General features: G+C 68.6%; 23 protein-coding genes. 11 read left to right on the forward strand and 12 right to left on the reverse strand.

Annotation, left to right across the window (positions count from 1 at the left end):
- Positions 1 to 20: 20 nt before the first annotated feature.
- The 6 genes from NO931_RS01535 to priS form a co-directional block, all read right to left on the reverse strand.
- Positions 21 to 608: a plastocyanin/azurin family copper-binding protein gene (locus NO931_RS01535; protein WP_256390861.1), complete on the reverse strand. Its 588-nt coding sequence runs from the start codon at positions 606 to 608 to the stop codon at positions 21 to 23.
- Entirely contained in the window at positions 605 to 1,237 is a 633-nt protein-coding gene (locus NO931_RS01540) for a hypothetical protein (RefSeq protein ID WP_256390862.1), read from the reverse strand. Before NO931_RS01540 ends, NO931_RS01535 begins: the two co-directional genes overlap by 4 nt.
- A complete protein-coding gene (locus tag NO931_RS01545) occupies positions 1,234 to 2,088 on the reverse strand; it encodes a 2Fe-2S iron-sulfur cluster-binding protein (protein ID WP_256390863.1) in 855 nt (284 codons plus the stop codon). The genes NO931_RS01540 and NO931_RS01545 overlap by 4 nt, the downstream gene beginning before the upstream one ends.
- A complete protein-coding gene (locus tag NO931_RS01550; protein ID WP_256390864.1) occupies positions 2,088 to 3,653 on the reverse strand; it encodes a methyl-accepting chemotaxis protein in 1,566 nt (521 codons plus the stop codon). The genes NO931_RS01545 and NO931_RS01550 overlap by 1 nt, the downstream gene beginning before the upstream one ends.
- Before the next feature lie 185 nt (positions 3,654 to 3,838).
- Positions 3,839 to 4,837 (reverse strand): DNA replication complex subunit Gins51, encoded by a 999-nt coding sequence (locus NO931_RS01555; protein ID WP_256390865.1) that lies wholly within the window; start codon positions 4,835 to 4,837, stop codon positions 3,839 to 3,841.
- Positions 4,834 to 6,042: a DNA primase small subunit PriS gene (gene priS / locus NO931_RS01560; RefSeq protein WP_256390866.1), complete on the reverse strand. Its 1,209-nt coding sequence runs from the start codon at positions 6,040 to 6,042 to the stop codon at positions 4,834 to 4,836. Before priS ends, NO931_RS01555 begins: the two co-directional genes overlap by 4 nt.
- 392 nt (positions 6,043 to 6,434) lie before the next feature.
- Between priS and NO931_RS01565 the strand changes: the two genes are divergently transcribed.
- The 4 genes from NO931_RS01565 (at position 6,435) to NO931_RS01580 (ending at position 11,010) form a co-directional block, all read left to right on the forward strand.
- On the forward strand, positions 6,435 to 7,979 hold the full coding sequence (locus NO931_RS01565) for a hypothetical protein (RefSeq protein ID WP_256390867.1): 1,545 nt from the start codon (positions 6,435 to 6,437) through the stop codon (positions 7,977 to 7,979).
- 128 nt (positions 7,980 to 8,107) lie between these two features.
- Complete coding sequence (locus tag NO931_RS01570) at positions 8,108 to 8,884, forward strand: SDR family NAD(P)-dependent oxidoreductase (protein WP_256390868.1); 777 nt, start codon at positions 8,108 to 8,110, stop codon at positions 8,882 to 8,884.
- Entirely contained in the window at positions 8,881 to 9,903 is a 1,023-nt protein-coding gene (locus NO931_RS01575; RefSeq protein ID WP_256390869.1) for a TIGR04024 family LLM class F420-dependent oxidoreductase, read from the forward strand. The genes NO931_RS01570 and NO931_RS01575 overlap by 4 nt, the downstream gene beginning before the upstream one ends.
- 135 nt (positions 9,904 to 10,038) lie before the next feature.
- The gene (locus tag NO931_RS01580) at positions 10,039 to 11,010 is read left to right on the forward strand and encodes a quinone oxidoreductase family protein (protein ID WP_256390870.1); all 972 of its coding nucleotides are present in this window, start codon (positions 10,039 to 10,041) and stop codon (positions 11,008 to 11,010) included.
- A 66-nt stretch (positions 11,011 to 11,076) separates the two neighbouring features.
- Here the strand turns inward: NO931_RS01580 and NO931_RS01585 are convergent, their stop codons facing one another.
- Positions 11,077 to 11,754, reverse strand: coding sequence for a 6-hydroxymethylpterin diphosphokinase MptE-like protein (locus NO931_RS01585; protein WP_256390871.1), 678 nt, complete (start codon positions 11,752 to 11,754; stop codon positions 11,077 to 11,079).
- 168 nt (positions 11,755 to 11,922) lie between these two features.
- Positions 11,923 to 13,143 (reverse strand): dihydropteroate synthase, encoded by a 1,221-nt coding sequence (gene folP / locus NO931_RS01590; protein ID WP_256390872.1) that lies wholly within the window; start codon positions 13,141 to 13,143, stop codon positions 11,923 to 11,925.
- Between the two features lie 313 nt (positions 13,144 to 13,456).
- Here folP and NO931_RS01595 point away from each other — a divergent pair, with 313 nt between their 5' ends.
- The 3 genes from NO931_RS01595 to NO931_RS01605 all read left to right on the forward strand — a co-directional run bounded on the left by NO931_RS01595 (position 13,457) and on the right by NO931_RS01605 (position 16,040).
- A complete protein-coding gene (locus NO931_RS01595; RefSeq protein WP_256390873.1) occupies positions 13,457 to 14,557 on the forward strand; it encodes a GNAT family N-acetyltransferase in 1,101 nt (366 codons plus the stop codon).
- A 75-nt stretch (positions 14,558 to 14,632) separates the two neighbouring features.
- Positions 14,633 to 15,166, forward strand: coding sequence for a DUF8114 family protein (locus NO931_RS01600; protein ID WP_256390874.1), 534 nt, complete (start codon positions 14,633 to 14,635; stop codon positions 15,164 to 15,166).
- Positions 15,159 to 16,040, forward strand: coding sequence for an RNA methyltransferase (locus NO931_RS01605; protein ID WP_256390875.1), 882 nt, complete (start codon positions 15,159 to 15,161; stop codon positions 16,038 to 16,040). The genes NO931_RS01600 and NO931_RS01605 overlap by 8 nt, the downstream gene beginning before the upstream one ends.
- On the opposite strand, the gene NO931_RS01610 is transcribed toward NO931_RS01605, so the two are convergent.
- The 4 genes from NO931_RS01610 to NO931_RS01625 form a co-directional block, all read right to left on the reverse strand.
- Positions 16,037 to 16,321 (reverse strand): hypothetical protein, encoded by a 285-nt coding sequence (locus tag NO931_RS01610; RefSeq protein ID WP_256390876.1) that lies wholly within the window; start codon positions 16,319 to 16,321, stop codon positions 16,037 to 16,039. The two genes, NO931_RS01605 and NO931_RS01610, sit on opposite strands and share 4 nt — an antisense overlap.
- Before the next feature lie 158 nt (positions 16,322 to 16,479).
- Complete coding sequence (gatE, locus tag NO931_RS01615) at positions 16,480 to 18,396, reverse strand: Glu-tRNA(Gln) amidotransferase subunit GatE (RefSeq protein ID WP_256390877.1); 1,917 nt, start codon at positions 18,394 to 18,396, stop codon at positions 16,480 to 16,482.
- Positions 18,397 to 18,507: 111 nt separating this feature from the next.
- Positions 18,508 to 18,744, reverse strand: a complete 237-nt coding sequence (locus NO931_RS01620; RefSeq protein ID WP_256390878.1) for an HVO_2901 family zinc finger protein — start codon at positions 18,742 to 18,744, stop codon at positions 18,508 to 18,510.
- Between the two features lie 256 nt (positions 18,745 to 19,000).
- Positions 19,001 to 20,407 (reverse strand): class II fumarate hydratase, encoded by a 1,407-nt coding sequence (locus NO931_RS01625; protein WP_256390879.1) that lies wholly within the window; start codon positions 20,405 to 20,407, stop codon positions 19,001 to 19,003.
- Between the two features lie 151 nt (positions 20,408 to 20,558).
- On the opposite strand from NO931_RS01625, the gene NO931_RS01630 reads away from it, so the two are divergent.
- From NO931_RS01630 to NO931_RS01645, 4 genes are all read left to right on the forward strand, one after another.
- Positions 20,559 to 21,002: a hypothetical protein gene (locus NO931_RS01630; RefSeq protein WP_256390880.1), complete on the forward strand. Its 444-nt coding sequence runs from the start codon at positions 20,559 to 20,561 to the stop codon at positions 21,000 to 21,002.
- A gap of 302 nt (positions 21,003 to 21,304) precedes the next feature.
- Positions 21,305 to 22,615, forward strand: a complete 1,311-nt coding sequence (locus tag NO931_RS01635; RefSeq protein ID WP_256390881.1) for an ABC transporter substrate-binding protein — start codon at positions 21,305 to 21,307, stop codon at positions 22,613 to 22,615.
- 18 nt (positions 22,616 to 22,633) lie between these two features.
- The gene (locus tag NO931_RS01640) at positions 22,634 to 23,623 is read left to right on the forward strand and encodes a carbohydrate ABC transporter permease (protein WP_256390882.1); all 990 of its coding nucleotides are present in this window, start codon (positions 22,634 to 22,636) and stop codon (positions 23,621 to 23,623) included.
- Positions 23,620 to 24,543 (forward strand): carbohydrate ABC transporter permease, encoded by a 924-nt coding sequence (locus tag NO931_RS01645; protein ID WP_256390883.1) that lies wholly within the window; start codon positions 23,620 to 23,622, stop codon positions 24,541 to 24,543. Before NO931_RS01640 ends, NO931_RS01645 begins: the two co-directional genes overlap by 4 nt.
- Positions 24,544 to 24,557 lie beyond the last annotated feature (14 nt).

The following is a 24,557-nucleotide window of genomic DNA, read 5'->3' on the forward strand; positions in this document are numbered from 1 at the left end:
CGCCGTGGGGCGTTCTTCCGTCACCTGACGGAGAAGTTGCCTTCGAGTCCGAGCGTCTGGTGTGGGGCACAGAAGTACTCGTAGTCGCCCGCCGCCTCGAACGTGTGGACGTGCTCGTACCCCTCGGCGTAGGTGTCCGACGCCGATCCCGGCGTTCCTCTCCACGTAGATTCGTCGGGCTTCGACCGGACGCGGAGGTTGTGTCCGCCCGCCCGCCAGACCCAGCGAACGGTGTCGCCGCGTTCGATCTCGAACGTCGAGGGGTCGAACTGGAACCCGTCGGGTGCGACTTCGACCACGAGATCCGGCTCGGGCGAGTCGTCGCCGTTTGCCCCCGACTGTCCGGTCGTCTCACCGGACTGCTCGCCAGTGTCGCCCGCCTCGCCGGCGGTCTCGTTTTCGCCGGTTGACGCCGACGCGGACGGCTCCTCGGAGTCGTCGGTGGCGTCGCCGTCGTCGGCAGCCGACGCGTCGGCGTCGTCCGCGGGCTCGGCGCCCGGCTCCCACGGGTTCGAGAGACAGCCCGCAAGACTACCTGCGAGCGCCGTTGCGGCAAGTCGAAGTGCTGTTCGTCGGTCGGTCGCGTCGGCGTCGATCTGGTCAGTCATGGGTTTCGAGCGGTCGTCGGAGCGGCGTCGTCGGTCGGAGCGACGTCGTCAGTTGCAGCCGTTGCCGGCGGGGCGGTGTAGGCGTCTACGAGTAGCGGACCGGCGTGTACGGCGCCGGTCAGCAGGAAGACGACGCTTCCGGTCGCCATCGGAAACGTCACCGCGGCGGCCAGCACCAGCAGGCTGCCGGCGCTGCCGGCGGCGTACGCGAGTCGATTCCGGCCGCGGGCGAGGATCGCAGTCAGCGCGAAGCCAAGGGCGAACGCCACGATCCAGGGGTGCCACAGCGCGTAGCGCGCGACCGACCGCGGCGCGACGCCGATCACCACCGAGAGGTTGACGGCGGTCGCGACGCCGACCAACGCGGTCCAGATCCACAGCGGAGGACTGTACCGCACCGCCCGCGACGCGACGGTCAGGCCCACAGTCGCCATCAGCAGCGTCGCGCCGAGCCAACCCAGCACGATCGCGGTCGTCCCCTCGACGCCGACCGCGCCGAGGACGACGCCGGGGTTCCAGGCGACGTACTGCGTCGCCGCCCAGCCGATCGCGCCCAGCAGCGCCCCGAGGACGAGAAATCGGTTCGTGCCGACGCCGTCGTGGAGGTCGGATCGGCCGGCGTCGCTCATCGGTCGTCCTCCTCGTCGGACGGGGCACTGCCGTCGGCGACGTGCTGGCCGAACACGCCGTCGTGCTTGACGACCGAGACGTCGCCCTGTACGGTCGTCCGGCAGGACAGCCGGAGATCGTCGTCGCCGGAGTGGGGCGGCAGTTCGAGACGCCGACGCTCGCGTTCCGAGGGATCGTCAACGTCGCCACAGACCTCGACGGCACAGGTCCCACAGAGGCCGTTCCCGCCGCAGTTCGCCACCTGCGAGACGTCGTTGTACGGCGATCGCCCCTCCGCCCGGAGCAGTACGTCGCGAAGCGTGGCTCCCTCCTCGCACGTGATCGCCCGGCCGTCGAACTCAACGGTCGGACGGCGCTGAAACGCCGGACTCTCGCCGACGTACACCATGTCGATCGCGGCGATCAGCCAGCACCCCTCGTGCTCGCCCGTGGACTGGCGTTCGAGGACGAACTCGTAGGTGCGGTCCCGGCCGTCCTCCGGCCGGGCGAGCACCTTCTGAACCGCCCGGTCGCCGTCGACGTCGATCGGGCCGCGCTCGACGGTCTCGGCGGCGACCAGCGGGCGATAGATCGGATTCGTCATCGCGGCCGCCACGCCCTCGAAATCGCCGTGGCGGCGTCGAAACGCCGGTGCGGCGAACGCGAACAGCGTCCGCAGGATCCGGTCTTGCGCTCTCTGCGGGTCTGACGAACCAGTCGGATCGCCTTCCCGGTCGGCGTTCCGAATCGCGCTGGTCTGGGCCTCGACCACTTGTTCGGGCGTCAGCTCCGGGTCCGGCTCGCGCGGTCGGTCGTTGGGGGATCGATCGGCGTCCGAATCATCACGGAGTTCGATTCCGTCATCGGTCATCAGGCGGCACCTCGTCGCCGCGTCGTCTCGGTCGCCCGCCCGACCGTGAACGCGTCGAGGCGCTCGTCGAGGTCGTCGGCCGCGGACGACAGCCGCTCGATGCGCCGGCTCACCGCGTCGATTGCCGCCCGCTGCTCTTGGGTGCGCTCCGCGACCTCGCCCGCCTCCTCGGCGGTCGCCTCGCCGATCCGGCGCACCTGCTCGACTGCCCGGGCGACCTCCTGGGCGCGCTCGGCCTGTCGATCGGTCGCGTCGTCGATCTCCTCGACGCCGGCCCTGGTGTCCTCGACGACCGCCTCGACGTCTTCCAGCGCGTCGAACGCCGTCTCGATCGTCTCGGCGCCCCGATCGACCGCGTCCTCCGTCTCCCGCATGCCCGCTAGCGTCTCCTCGGTCTGTGCTTCCAAGGACTCGACCAGCGCGTCGATCTCGTCGGCCGCGTCGCCGGTGTCGTCCGCGAGTTTCTTGATCCGACTGCTGATGATGTGCGCGGCGTCGCCGCCGGAGGACCGAGCGGACTCGATCTGCGCGTTGATCGCGATCTTGTTCGACCGCTTTGCCATTTCGGCGATCCTGTCGGCCGTCTCACCGATGTCGCCCATCATTTCGTGGAGCGCGGCCACGTCGGCGACCGATCGATCGGTCTGGTCTCGGATCACGTCGAGTTCTGCGAGCGCCGCCTCGGCGGCGGCGCCGCCCTCGCGCGTCGTCCGGGCGGCGCGCTCGGACCGCTCGGCGACGGCGTCGGCCTCGGCGGCGATCTCCTCGACGCTGGCCGAGAGATCTCCGGTCGCCGTCGCCGTCCGATCGACGCGCTGGTGCTGCTCGATCACGCCCTCGCTGATCGACTCGGTCGAGTCGGCGACGTCGCCCGCGGCGGCCCGAGCGCTCTGGACGCTGTCCGCGGTCGCGGTCGCGGCCTCGGAGACGGTGCGGCTGAACGTCCGCACCTCCCCGACGAGCCGTTCGGTTCTGTCCATCATCGCGTTGAAGTTCAGCGCCATCGCGTCGAACTGCGGGACGTCGGTGTCCTCGTCCATGCGCCGCGTGAGATCGCCGCGCTCGCAGGCGGCGAGCGTCCGCGATTGGGCCGTCGCGACCGACGCCAGCTCCCGGTTGAGCGACTCGACCGCGTCGACCTGCGCGCCCAGTTCGTCGCGAAGTTCGGCGACGCTCCACGAGAGCCGGCCGATCTCGTCGTCCCGGCCGATCTCGAACTCGTCGTCGAAGCGACTCCGATCGACGACCGCCTGCGTCCGCCGATCTAGCGTCCGGAGTCCGCCGACGACCGACTGACGGACCGCGACGAGGGCGAACGCCTCGGCGGTGACGAACACGCCCAGCAGCAAGATCGCGCCGCCGAACACGGCGTCTGCCTGGGCCGGCGTCGCAGCGAGTCTCGTCGTCACCCACCAGACGGCGCCGGTGAGCAGTACCAGCGCCAGCGCGGCGAGCGCGAGCCCCACCGCGAGCAACTGTCCGGTGATACTCGTCCGCGGATCGATCTGCTGTCTGACCTCGGGAGCCAGATCTCGGGCGAGCGCCCGGGCAAAAGCAAATGGCATACGATCGCTGCACGTTCCGCAGTAAAGAGGATATTTCAGATTCTCTCCCAAATTCAACGGAACTTCGCCCAAAAACCGGGATATCGGGGCGCACTCGCCGATCTCGTCTCCACACGTGGCTGGTAGATGCCGCCGCTGTCGGTCGCGGTCGTGCTCGGAAGAACCCGCTCAGCACGGTGGCTTCGTCAGTCCAGCCGCTCGGCGGCGTCGCGCTCGATCAGCGGCTCGGCGTTCGTCTCGGGCAGCGTCACGACGTCCTCGGCGGTCAGCTCGTACTCCCGCTCGTCGACGCCGAAGATCTCGCCCACGTCCTTGGTGATGCGGACGGTGGTTCGGTCCTCGTCGAGCGTGTCCGGTCGGCCGGGACCGTCTTCGGACGCCGGCGCGGCGTCACCCTCGATCCCGCCGTCGTTGCTCGGCGCCGCGCTTCCGGACGGCGCCGCGCCGCCCTCGACGTCGTCGGCCGTCGCGTCTCCGCTGTCGGCAGCCGGATCCGAATCCGGCGATCTCCCCTCGGCCGGTTCGTCGCCGCCGCCCATCAGGTCGGCCGCGCTGACCGAGGACGCCTCGCCCGTCGGTCGATCCGCCGACGAATCGGCGTCGTCGGCGTCGCTCCGCCCGCCGTCGACCGGCGGCGGTGCGGCGTCCGGCGGCTGAGCCTCGGCGTCCGGCGACTGGGACTCGGCGTCCGACGAGGGCGGAGCCGTTCGGCCGGCGCTCGGCGGCGCCCCGGCGTCCGCGTCGCTCGCCGTCGGATCGTCGGTCCCCGCATCGGCGCCGCCAGCCGACGCCTCGACGTCGCCCGACAGCACGTCGAGGACGTGGGCCTTGTTGGTCTCGATGCGGTCGACCAGGTCCTCGAACAGGTCCTGTTCCTCGGCGGTCAACCCCTCCTCGTCGGAGGGCATGCCCGCCGCGGCGAGGCTGGCACGTTTGACGAGTTTCCCCATCCGGCGCTCGTAGATCGCCTCGACGACCTCCTCGGCGGTCTCGATCTTGTCGGTGAGCCGGCCGACTTCCTCGGAGGAAAAGGGGTCCTCGGCGCGCTCGGCGGCCCGGTCGCGTTCGTCTTTGAGTTCGGCGACGTACTCCCCGACGTCCTCGTAGAAGCTGTCCCGCAGGTGCTGGAGGCTGTCTTTCTGTCGCTCCTTGCTCTGGACGGAACGGAGGTCGTCGAGATTCATTCTTTCTCCTTCTCGGCGTGGCCGCGGGCCATCAGGTAGACGCCCACGTGTTCAGGTACTGTCTGTGCACCCGGCTCGATTGTAAAGCTGTCGCCGCCCAGACTGATCGTCGCGCTGTCCTGTGACCCGCCCGGCATGTCTTCGGTTCCGGTCACGTCGATCCGAATATCTTGCCCGACGAACTGCTCGGTGACGGCGTCGGTCAGCGGCTCGAACTCGGCCAGATCGTCCCGGTCGATCCGCAGCACGCGCAGCCCCGTTCCGCCGTGGAGGCTGCCAGGCAGCCGGATCAGCCGGTTCGTGTCGGTCGTCACCGGCTCGTCGATCGGCGCGCTCCCGGTTTCGAGCACGTCCTCCGAGAGGATGCGCGCGAGCTGGTAGAACGCGGGGTGGACGTCGACGTTGCCCGCCGCGATCTGCGCTCGGTTGTTCTGCGCGGCGGTGAGCGCGCCGCGGGCCTTCCCCTCGCCGATGCCGTCGAACTCCCTGAGCTTCTCCAGGGCGTCTTCCTCGGGGAGTTCGAGCAGCTCGTCGACGAAGGCGTCGAGCCGGTCGTGGACTCGGCGGCTCCAGCCGCCGTCGGTGACCAGCGAGCGCTTGTGCGCCGGGCTCGATCGGCCCGCCGTCCCGCCCACCGCCTTGTGCTCGATCAGGTGGTCGAACTCCACGTCGATGCCGCGCACGTAGTCGACGATCTCGCGGCGCTGCTCGCGGTCCAGCGCTCGGACGCCGTCGTCGCGGACGTGAACGTGGTAGCCCCGGCCGCCCGAGAACACGACCGTCAAGTCCTCGAAGCCGAAGTCGTCTTCGAGGATGTCGAGCAGGCGAAACAGGGCGTCCTTGCAGACCGCGAGCATCTTCTCGTAGCTGTCCTCGGTCGGCGAGACGCCGGGCAGGTGGTCGGCGTCGAGGTCGAACACCAGATCCGAACTGCGCCACCCTTTCCGGTTCATGTTGCCCGCGCTCGGGTCGTCGTAGCGCCCCGCCGAGAAGTAGACGTGGCGCGGTCGCTTGCGCGCCAGAAACTCGTCGAGCGCACCCAGCTCTAACAGCGACCGGTGGCGGACCATCGTGGTCCCGGGACCCTCGGTCCAGGGGATAAAGCCCCACTCGCGCTGGCTTGCGTCCGGCGGCGGCGCGATCGAGGCCCGTCGGTAGTAGTCCCGGAACCGACCCCGAAGGTACGCGCGGGTACGCTCCTCCATCGGTTCACCTCGTATGAACGGGGGGCTCCTAAAGCTACCCTTACGCGCTGGTCGGGGATTCCTGTCAGCGCTCAGAGGGCAGTAAGGCGACCGTATCGACGTTCGTCCGGTCGCGACGCAGTGGGTGGGTGCGCCCGGCCGATGCGGACGCCGAACTGATCGCTTCTGGCGGCGGTTTCGGAGAAACGCAGTACGATCGACGGCCCCGAATTGCGACGCCGTCACACGCGATCGAGCTGTCGCCGCCCGCGTCGACGTGTCGTCGGTAAGGCCGCCTTACGCGCCGTAGGCCGGCCGACCGCGAATCGGCGTCGTGACGCCGATCCGAAAGTGCGCCCCGGCGTCAAGTTTGCCCCCGTATAACTAACGCCGAACGGTGCGTGCCCCCCGGCATGAGCGACGAGGGCGACGACGGGCCGACCCGCCGCCAGCTGCTGGGATTGATCGGCGTCGGCGGGATCACGGCAATCGGCGCCGGACTTATCATCACCGGCGCCCGTGTGTCGCCGACGGAGGACGACGACACCAACAACGAGTCGACCGGGGGTGATCAGCCCCCCGACGAGCCGTCGGCGCTCTCGGCAGCCTGGGACGCGACGTACGGCGACGGCCCGAGCGCCTTTTCGGCGGCGGTCGGTCGGCGCTCCGTCGCCTCGATTCGACCGGGCGGCGGCAACGCGACCGATGAGAACGCCACGAACGCGACCGCCGCGAACGCGACGCCGAACGGGACCGATGGAAACGCGACGACCGGCGGGACCACGAACGCGTCCGACCCCGACGACGGTCCCGAGGAAGTCGTCTTCGGCGGCGTCCGTTCGACCGGCGAAAACGACAGCGACGGCTGGCTCGTCGGCGTCGAGGGGCCCGAGACAACGACGTTCGACGCGACGTACGCGGCCGGGGACACCGAGGGCGGCGACGGCGATCGCGCGTTCGACGCGGTCGAGTGCGTGCTCCCCGCGACCGACGGGTGGGTGGTCGTCGGCTGGAGCCACGAGCCCTCCCCGGACGACGCCGATGCCCCGGACCGGAAGTACCCGTGGGCCACGGGCGTCGACGACGCCGGCACCAGCCAGTGGTTCCGGACGTACGAACGCTCCGGCGTCGAATCCTACCGGGACGTGTTCCGCGACGGCGTCCCGACGTCGGACGGCGGCTACCTGCTCGCCGGCGTCACGCTGGGCGCGTCGTTCGACGACGTCAGGCGCGGCGACGGCTGGCTGGCGAAGATCGGCGCCGAGGGACGACTGACCTGGGAGCGGACGTACGCTCCCGACGGCGCGGACCGCGCGACGTGGTCGGCCGACGAGCGCTACGACGCGTTCACGACGGTCCGCGCGGTCGCGGACGGCTATCTGTTGGCCGGGGCGGCGACGACCGACGGGCCCTCCGACTCGAACCCCGCCGACGGGTGGCTCGTGGGCGTCGACCCGGCGGGCGGCCGGCGCTGGGCCTCGACCTACGAGTACGCCGGTGGCGAGGGCTCGGATTCGACGGACCTCGCGATCGCCGACGTTCGGCGCTCGGGCGACGGGTTCCTGGCGGTCGGGACCGCCGGCAGCTACGAGTACGTCCGCCCGCTCCGCGAGAACCAGCTGTTCGGGGACGGCTGGATCGCCGGGCTCGACGGCGAGGGGAACGTCCAGTGGGAACAGACCGTCGCCGACGCCGCGCTCCGGACGCTCGCCGACGCGGGTGATGCGGGCTGGGTCGCGGCGGGCGCGCGCGAGAACCAGCCGTGGGTCGGGCTGCTCGGCGAGGAGGGATCTCTCGCGGAGGAACTGACCCTCTCCGAGGCGGACGGCGTCGTGTCCGCCGCCACAGTGCGCGACGACGGTGCGATCGCGCTGGCTGGCCGCCGCGACGACGGCGAAACGCCGGTCGCGTTCGTCACGCAGCTCTCCCCGGTCGAGATGGGCGACGGGGAGGAGTGACGCCGAGGAATGGCATCGCTGTCGACCGGCGGATCACGCCGGGTGATCTCCGGGCCAACTTTAAGATAGTTCACTGTGTACTCACGGGTGCATATGTGTACCACGGCACGCAGGGAGGTCGAGCGACGGTGACGGGCGATCGGTTCGGGATCGAGGGGTCGACGGCGATCGTGACCGGGGCGTCGAGCGGCATCGGGAAAGCGATCGCCGAGCGGTTCGCCGCCGACGGCGTCGACGTCGTGATCTGCTCGCGCGACGAGGACAACGTCGATCCGGTCGCCGAGCGGATCAGCGAGCGCGAGACCGGCGGCGAGGCCGTCGCAGTCGAGTGCGACGTGACCGATCGGGACGCCGTCGAGGCGCTCGTCGAGACCACCGTCGAAGTGTTTGGCGGGCTCGACGTACTGGTCAACAACGCCGGCGCCTCCTTCATGGCGAACTTCGAGGACATCAGCCCCAACGGCTGGAACCGGATCGTCGACATCAATCTCACGGGAACGTACCACTGCACGCAGGCCGCCGAAGAGGAACTCAAAGACGGCGGCGGCGTCGTGATCAACCTCTCCAGCGAGGCGGGGCAGGACGGCGCGCCCTTCATGAGCCACTACGCCGCCGCGAAGGCGGGCGTGATCAACCTCACGAAGACGCTGGGCCACGAGTGGGCCGACGACGGCGTCCGGGTCAACTGCATCGCGCCGGGCTACGTCGCGACGCCCGGCGTCGCATCCCAGATGGGCGTCACCGCCGAGGAGATCGACCGCGAGGAAGTCGATCGCACGATCGGCCTGAGCGAGGAGATCGCCGACGTGGCGCAGTTCCTCGCGAGCCCGGCGTCGTCGTACGTCGTCGGCGAGACGATCCGCGCGGCCGGCGCGCCCGATCTCATGAAATCTCCCGACTCATGACTGGATCGAACTCGACCGCCGACCGCGAGATCCACTTGCCCGTCGCGGCGCAGGACGGCGTCGACGCCATCGCCGAGATGACGAATCGTGCCGAGGATCGGGGGTACGAGCGCGCCTGGCTCCCCGAGACGTGGGGCCGGGACGCCGCCTCGACGCTCGGCGTCGTCGCCGAGCGCACCGACGCGATCGAACTCGGCACCAGCATCGCCAACGTCTACTCGCGCTCGCCCGCGCTGCTGGGCCAGACCGCCGCGACGCTCCAGGAGGTTACCGACGGCCGGTTCCGCCTCGGCATCGGCCCGAGCGGTCCGGCCGTGATCGAGGGCTGGCACGGCGCCGACTTCGAGCGCCCGCTCCGCCGGACGCGCGAGACGGTTGACATCATCCGCAAGGTGATCGAGGGCGAGCCCGTCGAGTACGACGGCGACGTGTTCACGCTCTCGGGCTTTCGGCTTCGCTTCGAGCCGCCCGAGACCCCGCCGCCGATCGACGTCGCGGGACTCGGACCCAAGTCGGTCGAACTCGCCGGCCGGTTCGCCGACGGCTGGCACGCGACGACGTTCACGCCCGACGGCCTCGAAGAGCGACTCGACGACCTGCGCCGCGGCGCCGAACTCGGTGACCGCGATCCCGACGACGTCCGCGTGACGCTGTCGCTGCCGGCCTGCGCGATGGAGGACGGCGAGGAGGCCCGGACGCTCGCGGCCCAGCATCTCGCCTTTTACGTCGGCGGGATGGGAACCTACTACCGCGATTCGCTGGCTCGACAGGGCCACGAGGAACTGGCGACCGACATCGCGTCGGCGTGGGCCAGCGGCGAGCGCGACCGCGCCGTCGAACTCGTCGCCGAGAACGTGCTCGACGAGATGGCGGCCGCCGGGACGCCGGAGACGGCTCGCGAGCGAGTGGCTGCATTCGAGGCGATCGAAGGGCTCGACGCCGTCGCCCTGGCGTTCCCGCGCGGTGCGGACCGCGAGGCGATCGATGCGACGATCGACGCGCTCACGTCCGACGCGTAACGTTCCGCTCGACGCCGATCCGTCACCGTTCGACCGTCCGAGACGCCGACTTCACCCGTTCGAGACACCGACAACCGACCACGTGTTGTCTCACGTTGGGCTTATTTTATCATTCAGGAGGTGCAATACGATCCCATGAACGTGATCGAAGTGACGGAGTACGGCGACGCCGACGCGCTGGAATCCGTCGAGCGCGACCTGCCCGAGCCCGGCCCCGAGCAGGTCCGGATCGAGATCGAATCCGCGGGGATCAACTTCGCGGACATCATGCAGCGCCGCGGCAAGTACCTCGGCGGCCCGGAGCCGCGGTACGTCCCCGGCATGGAAGCCGCGGGGCGGATCGACGCCACGGGCGAGCGCGTCAATCTGGACGAGGGCGACCGCGTCGTCGCGATGGTCGACACCGGCGCCTACGGCGAGTACGTCCTCGCGAACCCCCAGTCGCTGTTCCCGATCCCCGAGGAGATGAGCTTCGACGAAGCTGCCGGCTTCCCCGTCCAGTTCCTGACCGCCCACGGCTGCCTGTTCGGCTGGGGCGGCCTCGAAGAGGGCGAGCGCGTGCTGATCCAGGCCGCCAGCGGCGGCGTCGGCACCGCGGCGGTCCAGCTCGCCTCGGCGGCGGGCGCCGAGGTGTTCGGCACCGCGAGCAGCCAAGAGAAGCTCGACCGGGCCGCCGAACTGGGCTGCGACCATCCGATCAACTACGTCGAGGACGATTTCGTCGAGGAGATCGACGAACTCACCGACGGCGAGGGCGTCGACCTGGTGTTAGACGGCGTCGGCGGCGACGTGTTCCACGACAGCCTCGACGCGCTGGCGACGTTCGGTCGGATCGTCACCTACGGCGCCGCCAGCGGCGAGACGGCGTCTGCCGACACCGGCCGCTTGTTGTTCGAGAACAAGACCGTGATCGGCTACCACCTCGGGCGCGCGATGCAGAACGATCCCGGCCGCGTGCTCGAAGCCGTCCCCGAACTCACCCAGAAGCTCACCGGCGGCGATCTGGAAGTGATCGTCGGCGAGTCGTTCCCGCTGGAGGACGCCGCCGAGGCCCACCAGTACATCGAGGACCGCAAGAGCAGCGGGAAGGTCGTCCTGCATCCCTGACCGGCGACTCGCAGTTCGTTGGCGCTCCTTTTCGTTCTCCGCTTCGGGCGTGACGCCGCTTCGGCGTCAGATCCGCTCGATGCCTTCGCGTCGCCCGTCGAGCACGTCGAAGCGCTCGTCGCGCTCGCGTTCGAGTCGGGAGAGCAGTCGCTCGGCCCACCGCAGTTTTTGGCGTTTCAGCTCGCCGACGGCGGGATCGTCGAAGTTCCAGCCGGGAAACGTCAGCCGCGCGGCGCCCAGCTCGTCCGCGAGATACGCCGCCCGGTCGCCGTCGGTGAAGCCGCCGGGGTTCCGGACCGGTCCGGTCGGCTCCGCCTGCGTCGTCGGCAACAGATATCGCTCGTCGAACTGCGGGACGTACTCCCGAAGGGCGGGCACGTTGTCGCCGTGAGCGTGGACCGCGACGGGCGTGCCCGCACGCGAGAACTCGACCGCGGCGGCCGGCCGCCCGTCGAGGTCGGTCACGACGAGGTCGACGCCGACGCCCCGCTCGGCGAGGCGATCGGCGGCCGTCGACGCGGCGACGACGGCGTCGGCCTCGCGAGCGATCTCGACGTCGTCTTCGAGCGTCGGGGCGGCGCCCGCGACGGCCGCGGTCGCGCCGTCCAGATCGGGGAGCTCGTCGCAGTCGAACTCGCCGACGAGTTCCGCGAGGACGTCTCGCGCCCGCTCGTCGGCGTCGCTGTCGAAGCCGAAGTCCTCGAGAATCCGCTCGTAGATCGGACACCAGTCGCTCCAGATCACGTGTGTCCTCCGATAAAGACGGTGTCGGTCGAGCGAGCGAGTCGCTCGACGCCGTACCGTCTGCACAAGCCGCTGATGTGGGCCGGAATGGCGCCTGCAAGTACCCCTACCCGAGGCCCCTTCCGGCTTCCACCCAATCGTTTTCGTGCCTCTGGCATAAGCTTTCTCTTACTGCAACAGTTCCCCGAGAGCCACCGAGAGCGATTTTCCAGGGGCTTCGCCCGATTTCGTCGTTTCTCGCCCGGTTCGATCGTCGACCGACGATGCGACGCGGCGAAGCGCTCCGACCGACCCGGCGAGCAGGGTCGCTCGGTCGCCCGGGACCGCAACCGCGCCGGCGTCCTCGGCGGCCGCGAGGAGACGGTCTCGCCCCCCGGCGTCGAGGCCCGACACCTCGAACGCGCGGGCGCCGACGGCGTCTGCCCGCCGCTGATCGCCGCCGATCCGGTCGAGGTGACGCCGCGCCTCGTCGGGCGTGCGCACGTCGAGTTCCGCGACCGAGACGCCGTCGGCCGACGCCGACGCCAGTTCCGGCGCGAACCGATCGCCGATCCTCGCGGCGTCTCTGGTCTCAGCGACGTCGTGGGTCCGAATCACGTGTGCGCCCCGCTCGACGGCCATCGCCGTCGCGGCGAGGCTGACCGGCAGGCGCTCGTCGGTGTCGCGGCCGACGATATCGCCCAGAAAGTTCTTCCGGTTGATCGAGACCAGCATCGGCCGGCCGAGTCCGCGGAACTCGCGAAGCCGCTCGAACGTCTCGCGATCCTCCGCGAGCGTCTTTCGCTCGCTCCAGCCGCCGAAGGCGGGGTCGACGATCGTCTTGTCGGTCAGCCCGTTCTGTTTGAGCGACTCGTAGAGTCGGTCGACGTAGTCGGCCCGATCAGCCCACTCCGGCGACTTGCGCTCGCTCCAGTCGACGTCCGAGATCGCCCCCGGCCGCGAGAGATCCGGCGGGCTCGCCATCTTCGCCACGGCGACGTCGTACTCCCGACAGACGTCGGGCATCGCCGGGTCGGCGAACCCGCAGACGTCGTTTACCATGTCGAAGCCGCCGTCTAACGCAGCCTCAGCCACTTCGGCGTAGCGCGTCTCGATCGAGAAGACGGCGTCGCCGCTCACGCTCTCGATCGTCTCCAGAGCGACGTGCAGCCGGTCGAGTTCCTCTTCCGCACTGAGCACGTCGAGGCGCTTGTTCGCCGACTCCAGTCCGACGTCGACGATGTCGGCGCCCTCGCCGATCAGTTCCTCGTCGACGTACGCCGCCGCCTCGCCGGGGTCGTCGTAGACGCTGGGGTCGTACGGCGACTCCTCGCTGACGTTCAGCACGCCCATGATCCGCGGCGGATGGTCGTCACCGATGCCCAGCCCCGCGGCGTCGACGGTTCGCATACTCTGTTGCTTGGCCCCGACGCCCATAGGCGGACCGGTCGCGTCCCGAGGTGCTGCTTCGGCGCCGTGCCGACCCGGCGCGGCACCGCTCGCTTGAGGAGCGCCGCCACCGAGCTCGAATCAGTCGGAGATCTGATCTAACTGCCTCTGGACCGGTCAGCTACTATTAGTCCGTATCCCGACCTAAGCCGACGGCGTCGCTCGTTACGCCGCGTTTACTTATTTGACAGGGCGGTGCATCGTCGGTCGTGAACGAACGCACAGACTCACGACGACCACGCCGTCCGGGCGCCCGCGTCGCGCCGCGTCGGCGATGAGTGCCCTCGGCGAGGCGACCGGCGAAGAGGCGACGCTGGCGATCCGTCGATACCGCCGTACCGATCGCGAGGCGTATCTGGCTCTCGCCGGGCGAGTTCGCGACGACGCCGTCTCCCCGGTCGAGCGGTTCGCCTGGGCCTACGAGGAGAATCCGTATCTCGATCCCGTCCCCGTCTTCGTCGCCGAGCGTGGGGGCGAACTCGTCGCTGCAGCGGGACTGTGGCCGCTACGGGTTCGGCTCGGTGACGTGACGCGGATCGCCGTCCAACCCTGCGAGGCCGTCGTCGACCCCGCCTACCGGAATCGCGGACTGCCCGCCCTGCTCGTCGGGGAGGCCGTCGATGCCTATCGGGACGCCGAGCCGGCCTTCTGCATCGACTTCGCCGAAGCGTCGGGCGGCGACGTCCGCGATCGGACCGAAGTCGGCCGCCTCTCGACGTACTACCGCGTCAGCGACCCCGGCGCGCTGCTGGACCTGAGCGAACCGCTGGCCCGCATCGGCCGAACGGCGGCGCGCGGGTACGCCGCGGCGTGCGATCGAATCGCCCCCTCGACCGATCCGCTGTCGGTCGACCGCTACGAGTCGGTGCCGCCCGAGACGTTCGCCGAACTCTACCGGCGGCAGGTGCCCGCGGCGATCCACGCCTACCGCGACGAGGCGTTCTACCGTTGGCGCTTCCGCAACCCGGCGTGGAACTACGAGGCGTACGTCGCGCGCCGCGACGGCGACCCCGTGGCGGGCGCAGTCGTGGCGTCGCGCCGCCCGCCCGAGGGCGAAGGACGGGTCGTCAGGGTCGTCGACCGCGTCCCGCTCGCGCTCGACGACCGCGACGCCGAGGCGTCGCTGCTCGACGCCATCGTCTCCGCGCGCTCGGACGCCGACGCCGTCGCCGTCCACCAGGACGCCTTCTCCCACCAGATGCTGTCGCGCTTCGGCTTCCAGCGCGACGACGCGGTCCCGGTCGGCGGCGTCGGCAGCCCGACCGCGTTCGGGGTTCGCTCGCTGCATGCCGACGGCGCGGCGCCGATCGAGGGGTACGATCCGACCGACCGAACCGACTGGCTGGTCGGGTTCTGCGAGCGACACAGCTACTGATTCCGTCGTTCCTGTCCGGACCCTGGCTCGTCGCCAGACGCGCTCTTTTTACTCGTGGGGCGGATACGTCGCGACATGAGCAAGGTCAGCATCGGCCTCCGCGGGTGGCGCTTCGACGAGGAGGAGGTCTTCACCGACGACGGCGAGCTCCGACCGCTCGAAGAGCTCTCGGAGGACACCAGAAAGCGACTGGTCCGGCTGTCGGACATCGCGGACTCGGTCTGCGACGCCTGCTGGCTGATCCACGGCGACGAGAACATCACCGAGTGCAACCCCGCCGAGGCGGTGTACGGCGAACCCGTCGCCGAGGTCATCCTCTGTGCCGAGCACGAGGACGACCTGATCTACTGGTTCCGCGAGGAGGGCGGCGACCGGTACGCCGGCGACCAGGAGTTCCGCGACGCCTTCCACGAGTGGTTCCTCGACGGCGGGCGCGCGCCGGAGGGCTACGAGGGGATCAGCCACGTCGAGACCGACCCCGAGGATCTGCCCGAACCCCCCGAGATCGACGAGGAGGAGCTCCGAGACCAGTGGGAAGCCTCCGACCGCAAGGAGATGCGCGACGAGGAACTCGACCTCTCACAGGAGTATCCGGGCAGCGATGACTGAGGGGTCCGAGACGGAACCGCAGGACGGATCGGCCGACGCCGACGATTCCGCGGCGGCGTCGTCCCCGAGCCGCGAGCCGCCGGCCGTGGCCGTCGTCGACGCCCAGACGTCGGGCAACGTCGGTACCATCGCGCGTGCGATGAAGAACTTCGGCTTCGAGGACCTGAAGCTGGTCGATCCGCCGGACCTGAGCCGCGACAGCGAGGCGTACGGCTTCGCCGGGCAGGCGCGCGAGGACATCCTGCCCAACGCCGACGAGGTGACGCTCGATCACCTCGCGGAGAACTACCACACCGTCGCGCTGACGGCGACGACTAACGAGGACTCGCGCAAGCACGTCCGGTTTCCGTTCTCGACGCCGGCGGAACTCTCCGAGCGGCTCGCGACCGTCGACGCGCCGACCTGTCTGGTGTTCGGCCGCGAGGACGTCGGGCTGACCAACGAGGAGCTCGCGCAGCTCGACGAGATCTGTGCGATCCCCGCCAGCGAGGAGTACCCCGTGCTCAATCTCGGTCAGGCCGCGACGATCACGCTGTACGAGCTGCGGAACCTGGCGATCGAGGCGAATCAGCTCCCGGACGTCGAGGTCGAGCGCGCCGACGAACCCGTCGTCGAGCGCCTGCACGACCAGTTCGCCGAGTTCCTCGAAGCGCTCGACCACCCCGTCGAGAAGCGCGCGAAGACCGGGCGGCTGTTCCGGCGGCTAGTCGGACGCGCCCACCCGACCGAGCGCGAGGCCCGGACGCTACTGGGCATCTTCCGGCGCGCGAGCGCGCATCTCGACTTCTACGGCGACGACGCGGACGCCGCTGTGGAGGATACCGACGCGAAAGAGAGCGCAGCGGACGCGACGGCGTCTGACGCGGAAAACTAGTCGTCGCGCGACTCGACGCGCTCGGCGTCGAGCCACTGCCAGTCGGCGCCCGGCGTCGCGCGACGATCGGCCGACTCCTCGCGAGCGGGCCGCTCGCCCGACTCGCGGTCCGTTTCGGAGCGCGTCGATCCGGCGTCGGACGTGCCGGGTCGAGCGGTCGCGGTGTGGTCGTTCGGATCGTCGTCCAGTTCGTCGCTCAGTATCTCGGCGGCAGTCAGGTGGCGGTCGCGGCGGCGATCCCCCAGGATCTCCCGCGGCGAGAGGTATCGTTTGCTCCCCATGACGATCGAACCGTCGCGATAGATGCCCCTTAGTATACGCTCGCTACGATTAGAAACCAATTAGTTGCCGAGCGGTTGCCGAACGCTTCTACTCGGTAAACGGTAGCTAAACGTCGACCAAAACCCGACGATGGTACGCCGACGGCGCCCCGGCGAGCTCAGGCGCGCTTCTGGATCTCCTCGCGGAGCAGCTCGCTCACGAGATCGCCGTCGGCTTTGCCGCGCAGCGCGCCCATGCACTCGCCCATCAGACCCGAGAACGCGCCCATCCCCTCCTCGGCGACCTGCGACTCGTTGCGCTCGACGACCTCGACGACGGCTTCCCGAACCTCGCTCTCGTCGGCGCCGCCGAGATCCTCCTCCTCGACGGCCTCCTCGGCGCTGAGGTCCGGGTTCTCGGCCAGCGCGGTCAGCAGGTCCTCCATCCCCTCGTTGGGCACCTCGCCCTCGTCGACGAGGCCGATCGCGCCGCGCAGGTGCTCGTCGGTGAGGTTCTCGACGGGCACGTCGTCGCGACGCAGCGCGGTGAGCGTCGATTCGAGGGTCTGGGCGGCGAGCGTGGCGTCGACGCCGTCGGACTCGTCCGACGAGCCTCCGCTCGCGCCGCTCGCGGAGACGCCCTGCTCGACCAGTTCCTCGAACAGCACCATTCTGCGCCCGTACGCGACCTGCTCGGCCAGGCCCGAACCGAGGCCGTACTCCTCCTGGTAGCGCTCGACTTTCTCGGTGAGCAGTTCGGGCTCTTCGACGGCTTCGACGTCGGGCTCGACCGGCGGAACGTCCGTCTCGGGGTACATCCGCGCGGCGCCGGGCAGCGGGCGGAGGTACTCGGAGGTGCCGTCCTCGTTGGCGCCGCGGGTTTCCTCGGGGACGCCCTCCAGTGCCGTCTCGGCACGCTCGGCGGCGGCCTCGATCGCGTTCTCCGCGACTTCGGCGTCGGCGGCGACGATGGCGACCGCGTCGCCCTCTTCCGCGCCGACGGCGTCGCGCAGGCGCTCGACCTCGTCCTCGGTGACGCCGTAGGCCGGCAGCTCGTCGGTGTGGAAGATGCCGCCGGCGCCGTGGCGCTTGGCGTGATCGGAGAGCTCGGTGCCCAGCCGGCGGTCGGGCTGGATCTCCGCGCCCACGAGGCCGTCGAAGCCGTACAGCGGGACCGCGGTGACCTTCCCTCCTGAATCGAGCGCGCCGCGGATGACGCCGCTGTCGGTGTCGGCGAACACGTCGGTGACGTCCTGCACGTCGCCGACCTCGGCGTCGCGGGCCTCCAGCTCGTCTTTGATCTCCAGCAGTTCGACCTGCCGCTGGGCCTCGTTGCGGACGATGTCGTCGATGTCGTCGAGGCTCTGGACGCCCTTCAGCTCGACGCGGGCGCCGTCGGCGATCGAGATGTTGACGTCCTGGCGGATCGTGCCGAGCCCGCGCTTGACCTGCCCGGTCGAGCGCAGGAGCATGCCGATGCGCTCGGCGGCGTCGCGGGCCTGCTGGGGCGTCCGGATGTCGGGCTTCGTGCCGATCTCGACCAGCGGGATGCCGAGCCGGTCGAGGCTGAAGCGCACGCCCTCGTCGGTCTCTTCGACGCGCTGGGCGCTCTCCTCTTCGAGCATCAGGTCCTCGATGCCGACCGGCCCCTCTTCGGTGCTGATCTCGCCGTCGGCGGCGAGCTTGGTGGTGCGCTGGAACCCCGTCGTGTTCGACCCGTCGACGACGATCTTGCGCATGACGTGGGCCTGGTCGACCGGCGTCATGTCCAGTAGCTGCGCAATCTCCAGGGAGACCTCCAGGGCCTCGTCGTCGAGCCGGTGGGGCGGCTCGTCGTCCTCCTCGACGAGGCAGGTCGTGTCGTACGCGAGGTACTCGAACTCGCGGTCGACCTGGCTCTCCTCCAGGGCGGCGTCGTCGATCTCGCCGAGTTCGGACTTCGTCGGGTGGAGGTATCGCGTGAAGCGCCGCTCGGCGTCCTCGGGTTCGCGAAGCGCGGTCGGACAGCCACAGAACAGCTTCGTCTCGGTGTCGAGCTGCTGGTGGATCTCCAGGCCGGCCACGAGCCCCAGCTCCTCGTAGTCGTAGTCGGTCATTGTCGGACTCTCTGGCGGCGAGCGATAAAAAACCGTCCAAAGCGCGACCGATCCGGAGCTTCGTCCGTGCGGACGACGGGCTGACCGACGTCCTGCGCCGCGGCGTCCGGCCTACCGCTGTTCGGCGAGCCGTACGTCGGATACGCGATACAGATCCTCTTTGAGCCCCTCGCCGTCGCAGTCGTCGTTGGGGCAGCTGTAGTGCCAGCCGTCGCGCGTCGCGGCGGCCTCGCTGAACTGCTCGCCGCACTCCCCGCAGAGCAGCTCGTCCTCCCCGCAGGTGTCCCGGTGCAGTTCGAGCTGGAGCTCCGTCGAGAAGCTTCGGTTGCAGACGCGGCAAGTGTGCATGTCTAGTAGCTCTCACTCATCACTCAAAACTACACTGGATCGTTTTCGCCCGTGTAAGGCGTTGACGCATCGAAATCCGACGAATAAAATCGCGTGACGGCGCGGACTCGATTCCGGAAGCCGACGCTACCGGCAATAATTGCGAAACCTACGTGATCGTACGAGAAGTGTCACGGAAACGAACGACGAGCCGAGCGGTCGGTCCGCCCGACGCGGGTAGGGGACGGTCGGTCCGCCCGCTACCGGTAAGGAGCCGTCAGTCCTGGCCGAGGATGCCCCGGTGGGTCATCGTCTCGGGGTCGAGCACTTCGTCGGCCTCCTCCTCGTCGAGGTACCCCTCGTCGACGACGACCTCGCGGACGGTCTTGTCCTCCGCGAGCGCCTTCTTGGCGACTTTACTGGCCTTGTCGTAGCCGATCGCGGGATTCAGTGCGGTCGCCAGCGCCATGCTCTGCTCAACCTGCTCCTCGCAGTGGGCCTCGTTGGCTTCCAGCGGCGCGACGAACTTCTCGGCGAACGCCTCGCTGCCGTTTGCGAGCAACTCGGCGGACTGCAGGAAGTTGTACGCGAGCACGGGCTTGTAGAGGTTGAGATCGATCTGACCCTCGGCGGCACCCGCGGAGACCGCGGCGTCGTTGCCGACGACCTGCTTGTGGACCTGATTGACCGCCTCGGCGACGACGGGGTTGATCTTGCCGGGCATGATCGAGGAACCGGGCTGGTTCTCGGGCTGTTCGAGTTCGCCCAGGCCGTTGCGCGGACCGGACGCCAGCAGGCGCAGGTCGTTGGCGATCTTGTTGAGCGAGCCGGCGACGACGCGGAGCGCGCCGTGCGCCTCGCTCATGGCGTCGTGGGCGGCCTGTGCCTCGAAGTGGTTGTCGGCCTCGCGGAACGCCAGGCCGGTCTCCTCGCTGATGTAGTCTGCCGCGCGCGGGGGGAACTCCTCGTGGGTGTTGAGGCCGGTGCCGACCGCGGTGCCGCCGAGCGCGAGCTCGGCGAGGTGGTCGGTGACCGATTCGACGCGCTCGATGCCCTTCTCGACCTGCGTGCGGTAGCCGCCGAACTCCTGGCCGAGCCGGACCGGCGTGGCGTCCTGCAGGTGCGTGCGCCCGGTCTTGACGACGCCGTCGAACTCGGCTTCCTTCTCGCCCAGCGCGTCGGCGAGCGTCTCCAGGGCGGGCAGCAGATCCTTCTCGACGGCTTCGAGCGCGGCGACGTGCATCGCCGTCGGGATGACGTCGTTGCTCGACTGGCCGAAGTTGACGTGGTCGTTGGGGTGAACCTCGCGCGTGCCGATCTCGCCGCCGTAGATCTCGGTCGCGCGGTTACCGATCACCTCGTTGGCGTTCATGTTCGTCGAGGTGCCGCTCCCGGTCTGGAACACGTCGACCGGGAACTGGTCGTCGTGCTCGCCGGCGATCACTTCGTCGGCCGCCTCGACGATGGCGTCGGCCTTGTCTTCGGGGATCAGTTCGAGGTCGCGGTTCGCGCGCGCCGCGGACTTCTTGACGACGCCGAGCGCGCGGACGTAGCGCCGGCCGAAGGTGAGCCCGCTGATCGGGAAGTTCTCGACGGCGCGCTGGGTCTGGGCGCCCCAGTACGCATCGGACGGCACCTGCATCTCGCCGAGGCTGTCCTGCTCCGTGCGGTAGTCCTCCGTCATACCGTGTGAGTCCATCGCAACGGGAGTAAAAGCCACCGAAAACGGCGTCGTGCGCGCCCCGCGGTTCGTCATCCCGCTGCGGTCCATCCGCGACGGCCCCGTAGTTCTTTATCCCGTCCCGATCAGTTCGATACGAAGGTGTCCACACTCGATGGTTACTCGGTCCTTCGGCCGCGGCGTCTCGCGCCGCCGACTGCTACGGACGGCCGGAGTGACGGGGACGTTGGGCCTCGCTGGTTGTCTCAACGATGGGGGGAGTTCCGGCGACGACGGCGAGAACCCCGCGCCTGAGGCGACCCGAACGTGGCTAGGGTGCGTCGCCAGCAGGGAGGGCCAGCGCCTGTTCAACGCCGCACGGGGCTCGGTGCCCACGCGAACCGACGTCGAAACCAACGATTTCGGTCCGTACTTTTCGACCGCGATACGCGAGTACGAGACTGCCGCGGCCAGAGTGCCGTCGATCTCTCACGGTCTGGCAGTCACTCCCGAACAACTGTCCGACATGAAGTCCGTCGTCACGGAGCACTTTGCCGGGCCGTTCGACGTAGAGTCGACTGCACAGGACCTGATGGACGCGGCACGGACGAAACGATGATGTCCGAAATCGGTGACGACGCCGCGCCCCGGACAGTCCGGACGCTCCGCATCATGGTATATAAATGCGACGGGTGAGACGGATGTTTGCCAATTACGCCGCTGAAACCAGTGGGAACGACTCGTTCCCCTTCGGAGAGTGAAACGCATCTCTGGGGCCCCTACCCCGAGATAGTTGTTGAAATCATACTTCACACTTTTTCAATATTGCCGTCGTTTACTCAGTACCGTAGAAAAAATTCAGTAATAATTAAGTAACCTCGTCCTCATCGTACATGTGAGTCTCTATCAGAGACAATAATCATGAGAGAACAAGACTCCAACTCGACGCTCACGCGTCGTCGGATGCTGCAGGCGACAGGTGCCGCGGGCGCGCTCGGATTCGCTGGCTGCCTGAGTAACGTCACTGACGGTGGAAACGGTGGCGATAACACGCTCGAAGTGCTCCACGGTTGGACCGGCGGCGACGGCGAGGCCGCAATCAACGAGCTGACCAGCGCGTTCGAGGATGCCCACTCCGACGTCTCGACGGACTTCAAGCCGATCGGCGGCGGTGGGAACACGAACCTCGACACCACGGTCGCAAACCGTCTCCAGCAGAACGACCCGCCGAGTTCCTTCGCCGGCTGGCCCGGCAAGAACTTCCAGCAGTACGACGGCGTGCTCGGTGACATCACCGACGTCTGGGAAGAAGAGGGATTCATGGACTCGCACGTCGAGGAAGCCGTCAATCAGTGCCAGACTGACGACGGCAACTTCGCGGCGGTTCCGATCGGGTCCCACAGGCTGAACTGCCTGTTCTACAACATGGACGTCATCAACAGCGCCGGGATCGATCCCGACTCGATGTCGGGTCTCCCTGATCTGATCAGCGCGATGGACACCGTCGCATCCGAGACCGATGCGACGCCGATGGCCCACGCGATGGCCGGTCCCTGGACGACGCTCCAGCTGTTCGGCGTCGTCCTGCTCGGTCAGGAGGGGTACGACTCCTACATGACGTTCGTCAACGGCGAGGGTGGCGGCGACGCCGTCCGGAGCGCCCTGGAGACGACGGGGACGATCCTCGGAGGGTACATCACCGACGACGCCGCGTCGATCAACCTCACCCAGGCCAACCAGAAGATCATGGAGGGCGACGCCGCGTTCATCCACCAGGGTAACTGGGCGGCCGGCGCCTACCGCACGAACGACCTCACCTACGACGAGGACTGGGGCTTCGTGCCGTTCCCCGGGACCGAGGGACTGTACACGCTCCACATCGACTCGTTCCTCTACCCGGTCAACAGCAACAGCGGGGAGAACCCCTCGCCCGAGGCGACCAAGACGTGGATGCGCTTCGCCGGCAGCCTCGAGGGCCAGCAGGCGTTCGACCCGCTCAAGGGTTGTATCCCGACGCGGACCGACGCGGACCCCGAGGAGTTCGGCCCCTACCTCGCCGAGACGATCGAGGACTTCCAGAACGCCGAGGAGAAGCCGCCGACGCTCGCACACGGTCTTGCGGTTAGCCCGACCGCGCTGAGCGAGATGAAGGGAGTCATCACCAGCAACTTCACCGGCCCCTACGACGTGGATGCGACCGCGACGGGGCTGCTGGACGCCGCCCAACAGTAACAGGCGGGCACCCTTTCCATGATTCATTTATTCGAACGCATACGACGGTTACGGGCTGGTGAAGGCGACGAAGAGTCCGACCTGCGGACGGACGGAGGAGTCGCTACCTCGTCGAAGGGCGGCCTCCGCGAGCGGCTCAACACCGACTTCTTCCAGTCGATGCCGTTCTGGCTGCCGCCGTTCGTGTTCATGGCCATCTTCGTCTACGGGGCAATCGGCTGGAACTTCCTGATCTCGCTGACCGACTACCGGCAGTTCGGTCGCCCCGACTACTCGGATCTGGACTTTTCGATGTACGTGCGGGCGTTCAACGATCCCGCGTTCATCGACGCGGCCAGGAACACGCTGGTGCTCCTGCTCGGCTTTATCACGGTCTGCATGACGGTCGGGCTGCTGCTGGCGATCCTGGTCGATCGTAACATCAGGTTCGAGAACACGTTCCGGACGATCTATCTGCTGCCGATGTCGCTGTCGTTCGTCGTGACGGCCCAGTTCTGGCTCTGGATGTACAACGTGAACAACGGGATGGTCAACGCCATCCTCGGCCTGGTCGGACTGGGACCGTTCCGGTGGATCGGCAACTCGCAGCTAATACTGCCGGCGGTGATCTTCGCGCTCGTCTGGCAGTTCAGCGGCTACGCCATGGTAGTGTTCCTGGCATCGCTGCGGGCGATCCCGCGAGAACACTACGAGGCGGCCCGCGTCGACGGCGCCAGCACCGTCAAGATGTACTGGCGCGTCATCATTCCGCAGCTGAAAAACGCCGTCGTGAGCGCTCTCGTCGTGCTGATGGTGTTCGGACTCAAGGCGTTCGACTTCCTGTACGCGATCGCCGGCGGCTACCGGCCGCCCAACGGCTCCGACATCCTGCCCACGATGATGGTCCGCGAGGCGTTCGGTCTCACCAACTGGGCGTACGGTTCCGCCATCGCCATCCTGCTGTTCCTGCTGGCGTTGAGCGTCGTCGCGCCGTATCTGGTCTACCAGTACAAGAAGGGGACAATATGACAGGAGAAACGACGACAACCGAAGCGGAGACCGAGCAGGCGCTGACCGATCAGCTGAACATCTACCGCGTCGCGCTGTACGCGGCCCTGTTCGCCCTGATCGGGTTCTTCATGGCCCCGATCGAGGCGGGCCTCGTGACGTCGTTCAAGACGACGACGGCCGTGACCGAGACGGCGTCGTTCACGCCGCCGGGGCTCGAAGGCTTCACGCTCCAGAAGTGGCAGACGGCGTTCGACACGCTGTTCCGCGGGTTGATCAACAGCTTCGTCTTCGCCGCGCCTGCGACGGTCATCTCGGCGCTGCTGGGGAGCATGACCGCCTACGGGCTGACCCAGATCGACTGGCGGGGACAGATCCCGATCCTGGCGCTGATCATCGCCGGGATCTTCATTCCCTACCAGGCGGTGCTGGTGCCGCTGTCACAGATCTGGTCGACGTACATCCCGCTCGCGGACCTGCTGTGGCCGGTCTGGGCCATCACCGGGCTCTCGAGCGACTACGGCGATCTGATGGCGCTGTCGCTATCCCACATCGCCTACGGCATCCCGATCTGTACGCTGCTGTTCCGGTCGTACTACAAGTCGATGTCGGTCGACATGATCGAGGCGGCGCGCCTCGACGGTGCGAGCGTCCGCAAGATCTACCAGCGCGTCGTGTTGCCGCTGTCGACGCCGATGTTCGCGGTCGTCCTGATCTACCAGTTCACCCAGATCTGGAACGACCTGCTGTTCGCGCTGATCCTGATCACGACCTCGAGCAGCGAGGCCGCGCCCGTGACGCTGATCCTCGCAGGGCTGGGCGAGGCCCAGCAGGGGACCGACTTCGGGCTCCGCATGGCCGGGGCGCTGCTGACGGCGCTCCCGACGCTGATCATCTACGTCCTGTTCGGCGAGGAGTTCGCCAAGGGGGTCGCAACGTAACAATGACAACGAAA

Source organism: Natronoarchaeum rubrum (assembly GCF_024494695.1).

Bases quoted from the DNA above. Each gene is read 5' to 3' on its own strand.
- NO931_RS01640 (WP_256390882.1), top strand. From the start codon at position 22,634: ATGATTCATTTATTCGAACGCATACGACGGTTACGGGCTGGTGAAGGC.
- NO931_RS01555 (WP_256390865.1), bottom strand. From the start codon at position 4,837: ATGAATCTCGACGACCTCCGTTCCGTCCAGAGCAAGGAGCGACAGAAA.
- NO931_RS01620 (WP_256390878.1), bottom strand. From the start codon at position 18,744: ATGCACACTTGCCGCGTCTGCAACCGAAGCTTCTCGACGGAGCTCCAG.
- NO931_RS01645 (WP_256390883.1), top strand. From the start codon at position 23,620: ATGACAGGAGAAACGACGACAACCGAAGCGGAGACCGAGCAGGCGCTG.
- gatE (WP_256390877.1), bottom strand. From the start codon at position 18,396: ATGACCGACTACGACTACGAGGAGCTGGGGCTCGTGGCCGGCCTGGAG.
- NO931_RS01580 (WP_256390870.1), top strand. From the start codon at position 10,039: ATGAACGTGATCGAAGTGACGGAGTACGGCGACGCCGACGCGCTGGAA.
- NO931_RS01630 (WP_256390880.1), top strand. From the start codon at position 20,559: ATGGTTACTCGGTCCTTCGGCCGCGGCGTCTCGCGCCGCCGACTGCTA.
- folP (WP_256390872.1), bottom strand. From the start codon at position 13,143: ATGCGAACCGTCGACGCCGCGGGGCTGGGCATCGGTGACGACCATCCG.
- NO931_RS01540 (WP_256390862.1), bottom strand. From the start codon at position 1,237: ATGAGCGACGCCGGCCGATCCGACCTCCACGACGGCGTCGGCACGAAC.
- NO931_RS01635 (WP_256390881.1), top strand. From the start codon at position 21,305: ATGAGAGAACAAGACTCCAACTCGACGCTCACGCGTCGTCGGATGCTG.
- NO931_RS01545 (WP_256390863.1), bottom strand. From the start codon at position 2,088: ATGACCGATGACGGAATCGAACTCCGTGATGATTCGGACGCCGATCGA.
- NO931_RS01625 (WP_256390879.1), bottom strand. From the start codon at position 20,407: ATGACGGAGGACTACCGCACGGAGCAGGACAGCCTCGGCGAGATGCAG.
- NO931_RS01565 (WP_256390867.1), top strand. From the start codon at position 6,435: ATGAGCGACGAGGGCGACGACGGGCCGACCCGCCGCCAGCTGCTGGGA.
- NO931_RS01610 (WP_256390876.1), bottom strand. From the start codon at position 16,321: ATGGGGAGCAAACGATACCTCTCGCCGCGGGAGATCCTGGGGGATCGC.
- priS (WP_256390866.1), bottom strand. From the start codon at position 6,042: ATGGAGGAGCGTACCCGCGCGTACCTTCGGGGTCGGTTCCGGGACTAC.
- NO931_RS01575 (WP_256390869.1), top strand. From the start codon at position 8,881: ATGACTGGATCGAACTCGACCGCCGACCGCGAGATCCACTTGCCCGTC.
- NO931_RS01550 (WP_256390864.1), bottom strand. From the start codon at position 3,653: ATGCCATTTGCTTTTGCCCGGGCGCTCGCCCGAGATCTGGCTCCCGAG.
- NO931_RS01595 (WP_256390873.1), top strand. From the start codon at position 13,457: ATGAGTGCCCTCGGCGAGGCGACCGGCGAAGAGGCGACGCTGGCGATC.
- NO931_RS01535 (WP_256390861.1), bottom strand. From the start codon at position 608: ATGACTGACCAGATCGACGCCGACGCGACCGACCGACGAACAGCACTT.
- NO931_RS01605 (WP_256390875.1), top strand. From the start codon at position 15,159: ATGACTGAGGGGTCCGAGACGGAACCGCAGGACGGATCGGCCGACGCC.
- NO931_RS01600 (WP_256390874.1), top strand. From the start codon at position 14,633: ATGAGCAAGGTCAGCATCGGCCTCCGCGGGTGGCGCTTCGACGAGGAG.